The following is a 4167-nucleotide window of genomic DNA, read 5'->3' as shown; positions in this document are numbered from 1 at the left end:
ATTTAAAAATCATACTCTGACATTGTTCATAAAGCATTCAATGCTAAAAATGTTTGGGTAAAATATGCTTTATTATTCAGAATGTTTTATAAATATAATTATTCATACTATTTATTTAAATAGAATAAAAACTCGAATTATTCTATTTGAAGGTTTATGTTATAAACAATGGAACGTAATAAATCCACTCATACAATGATAAAATCATTATTTTATTAATATCCTTATAATAAAAAAGCCACCTACACGTAGGTGACTTTTGACGTTTTTAGCATGACTGAGTTAAGCAGGTTGCATTTCAACTTTACGCTTTGCGTTCAAGTTGATGATTGTAAATATAATAGCACCAGTAACCAGTAACACCGCAGACAAGTAGAAGCCAATCGCTTTTGAGCCTGTAATATCTGAAATAAGTCCAGTTAATGGTGGTGCAATAATAGATGAACTCATACCCGATAAGTTAAACACCGCAAGTGCTCTTGCCATTCTTGCCTTTGGCGCTCGTTCAGTGACATAAGCAATAAGGATTGGGTCAAGCGCCATTTTGCCAAGGAAACCATAAATAATAAGGCTAACCATTAATGCTGTAGTGTTTGGCGCTAAAACCGTGAAAGTAAGCATAAGTGCCGCGCCAATTTCTAACGCTATGACTAACTTTATCGCTTTCGACTTAAACTTATCAGCCAAAGAACTAAAGAACWGCGCACCCGGTACCGCAACCATTGCAACAAGAGCGGATGCACCACCAATTGCAGCCCCTTCAAATCCACGTTCTGACTGAAGATAAGACGGAAGCCAAGTGACAATCATGTAGTAACCATAACACGTACAGAAATACAAAAAGTATACTGCAACCAGTTCTGGTGTAAGCAATTTCTTACCTGAGTCGTTACTGCTATCAATTGCTGTATTCGATGTATCCGATTGAGTTGTTGTGCTCTTCGGATGCGGCTTAATAAACATTGCAAAAATGATCACCATCGCAAAGATAATCGCCGCAGAAATATACAGCACATTGTTCCAAGCCATATTCATGTCTTTCACAAGAACACTTGAACCAACAAGGCCAATACCCATACCCACTGCTGAACCGCTGTTTACAATTGCCGACGCAAATGCACGACGTTCCTGTGGCACATGCTCGCCTGACAAAGAATAAGCAGAACAGAAGAAAGATGCACACCCCAAACCAGAAAGCAATGAACCTGCATATACCATCGTAATAGCTGGTGCATTTGCAATCACAAGCGTACCAATAGTAAACAAGCTGAAACCACAGAGCAGTGTTATTTTTTGCCCAATTTTTTCAACTAAAATCGATGCTGGTACTTGGCCACCGCAATATGCAGCAAAGTAAAATGTTGCAATTAAGCCAATCTGTGTGTCACTAATATCGCCTAAAGCAGACTGAATTTCAGGGTAAATAGGCGTAAGTACCGTTCGGTAGATCCATATTGCAACCCAACCAAAACACAGAATGACAACTAATTTTTTCCAGTATTCGATACCAGATTCATTTTTTGCATTCATAACTCTGGCTCCTTATTTATATGCTAATTCATAAAGCACATCAATTAGCGCTTCTACACCAGCAGTTAAATCTGAAAGCTGTGTACTCTCGGCAGGGTTATGACTGACACCAGCAATACTTGGAATAAAGATCATTCCGGTTGGAATACGAGGTGCAAACACTTGTGAATCATGACCTGCACCGCTGTGCATTCTTTTATAGTTTGCACCGTTCTCTGATAAGGTGGTTTCAATAAGATCGACTAACTTTGGATCCATTGGAATTGGTGTTTCATCCATCCACATATCTATTTCGCACTCAATACCCATTTCAGCGCTAATACGGCGGATATCAGATTCAATTTCAGAACTAAAGTTAATTAATGTTTCTTTGTCGGTATGACGGCAGTCCATAGTGAATAAAATATCACCTGGTACAACATTCACCGTATTCGGTTTAGGCTGAACTTTACCAAAAGTGATCACTAAAGGGTCACCTTGCTTTTCTGCTTTTTCTATCGATTGGCTGCACATTTTACTAAACGCATATACAGTATCTTTACGGTAGCCCATTGGCGTTGTGCCCGCATGATTTGCCTCGCCTTTTAGCGTGATGTTATAACGGCGTTGGCCCGCGATACTTGTCACGACACCCAGTGCTTTGCCTTCAGTTTCAAGTACTTTACCTTGCTCTATATGTAATTCAATAAAAGCAGAAATATCTTTCCTTTGTGTTTTATCAGTAGCAAAATCAAAACCACATTGTCTCATTGCTTCGACAAAACCAATGCCATTACTGTCTTTTAATGACGCGACATCATCATTATTAGCAATACCGACTATATTTTTACTTCCCCAAAAAACATATGGGAACCGGCTACCTTCTTCTTCAGCAAGTGATACAACTTCTAATGTACGTTTTGGTGCTCCGTATTTTTCATTCAGATGTTGGATGGCCAAATAAGCCGCTTCAATACCAAATTGACCATCCAGGTTGCCACCATTTACGACTGTATCAATGTGTGATCCCGACATAATAACTTCATTTGGAAACTCAGTGCCTTCCAATCGACCATATATATTACCAATATCATCGGAATATGCTTCTAGGCCGCTTTTTTCAAATAAGTCTAATAAGTAATTTTGTGCCTCTAACCATTCTTCTGTATATAGTAATCGAGTCATTCCACCATTTGGCTGAATACCAATATTCGTCAATACCTCTGAAGTTTTTTCAACTTTGGTTGCTAACATTTCCATAGTAAATACCTTTTTAGCTATTTGGATTTAATTGCAAAATTACGTCAGTAGTAATGAGCGAATATTTGTTAAAATAATATAATTAAATAAAAGTTAGATTAACAGAACATTAATAATTCACTCATCACACTTTAATCTTTATTATTCATTAAATGCAGACTTGTTATCGTAGCTGTTAATAAATACCGCGTCAGATGTTAAGTACTCGTAAACATCATCAACAATATCGACACCATTTAATTTAGAGTTTTGTTCTTTTAGATCACTATTTTGTCCTGGGTATAAAACACGATCAAAGTTTGGTGCAGGTTCCATTCCAGTAAGATCTTCCATTGTTTTYGCAATAGAATTGATGAAGTAATCGCTTGTTGTAAAGAAAGCTGGATTAATAACAATATGTAATTGCCCTAACTCTCTCCCTTTAGATAAGTCTTCATACATAGATGAAACATTTTTACCAAATGGTAGCCCAAGTAATATTCCTGACAAAATATCCACCATCATCATTAGGCCATATCCTTTAGGCCCTGCAATAGGCATCAGAGCTCTCACCGCTTCAGGATCGGTTGTTGGGTGACCGTCTCCATCTACAGCCCAGCTATCAGGAATCGATTTATTCCTTGAGCGTGCATCAAGTATTTTTCCCCAAGCTTGTACTGTTGTCGCCATATCAAAATTAATTATTTTTCCATCTGGACCTGGCGCTGCAAATGCAATTGGGTTCGTTCCGTAATACACATCTTTCCCACCAAATGGCACGACCATAGGATCAGATTGACAGACAGAGATAGCAACAAGCCCCTGCTCTGCAGCTTGCTTGGTAAAATATGACAATGCCCCACTATGGCTGATTCTTTTAGCACCAACGATAGCGACACCTTTTTCTGACGCCATTTCTATCGCTTTATCCATTGCCAATTTTGCAACTACGTGACCAGCTCCATTATCACCATCGAAAATTGCTGAACATGGCCCTGTTTCTTCATAATTGAAATGAGGGTCAGCATTGATACCCCCTTTAGAAATTCTCTCCGAGTAATACTCAACACGAACAGCTCCGTGAGAATGTATTCCCCTCGCATCAGAAAAAACTAATACATCAGAGACCATACTTGCATGTTCTTGAGACAACCCAGCTTTTACAAATTTATTTTCAATTAGTTGGTGAAGTTCATTTATTGACAAATTCATATTTTTAACCCTTACGAGATATTCACTTCAGAATCACGGATTACATTAACTTGATAACATATATTTAAAGATTTTTTATTGAGGTTCTTTATTGCTAAATAATTCCTTGCTCTTTATATATATTATTATCTAAATCTATATTATTTTTTGTGACAGAATATTGATGATAATAACTTATTAATCTTTTGATTTTATAACGTGTGGACT

The 4167-nt window shown here is 37.5% G+C and carries 3 protein-coding genes; all 3 read right to left on the bottom strand.

What is annotated here, in order from left to right; genetic code table 11:
- Positions 1-282 precede the first annotated feature (282 nt).
- The 3 genes from L4D78_RS27995 to allD all read right to left on the bottom strand — a co-directional run bounded on the left by L4D78_RS27995 (position 283) and on the right by allD (position 3960).
- A complete protein-coding gene (locus L4D78_RS27995) occupies positions 283-1530 on the bottom strand; it encodes an MFS transporter (RefSeq protein ID WP_428469960.1) in 1248 nt (415 codons plus the stop codon).
- Positions 1531-1542: 12 nt separating this feature from the next.
- On the bottom strand, positions 1543-2769 hold the full coding sequence (allC, locus tag L4D78_RS27990) for an allantoate deiminase (RefSeq protein ID WP_428469959.1): 1227 nt from the start codon (positions 2767-2769) through the stop codon (positions 1543-1545).
- A gap of 141 nt (positions 2770-2910) precedes the next feature.
- Positions 2911-3960 (bottom strand): ureidoglycolate dehydrogenase, encoded by a 1050-nt coding sequence (gene allD / locus L4D78_RS27985; protein ID WP_428469958.1) that lies wholly within the window; start codon positions 3958-3960, stop codon positions 2911-2913.
- Between the last annotated feature and the right edge of the window lie 207 nt (positions 3961-4167).

Origin of the sequence: Photobacterium minamisatsumaniensis (genome assembly GCF_050336695.1) — a bacterium.
Taxonomy (GTDB): domain Bacteria; phylum Pseudomonadota; class Gammaproteobacteria; order Enterobacterales; family Vibrionaceae; genus Photobacterium; species Photobacterium minamisatsumaniensis.
The sequence above is the reverse complement of the archived record's forward strand: the minus strand, read 5'-3'. Positions and strand labels throughout refer to the sequence as shown.

Bases quoted from the DNA above. Each gene is read 5' to 3' on its own strand.
- allC (WP_428469959.1), bottom strand. From the start codon at position 2,769: ATGGAAATGTTAGCAACCAAAGTTGAAAAAACTTCAGAGGTATTGACG.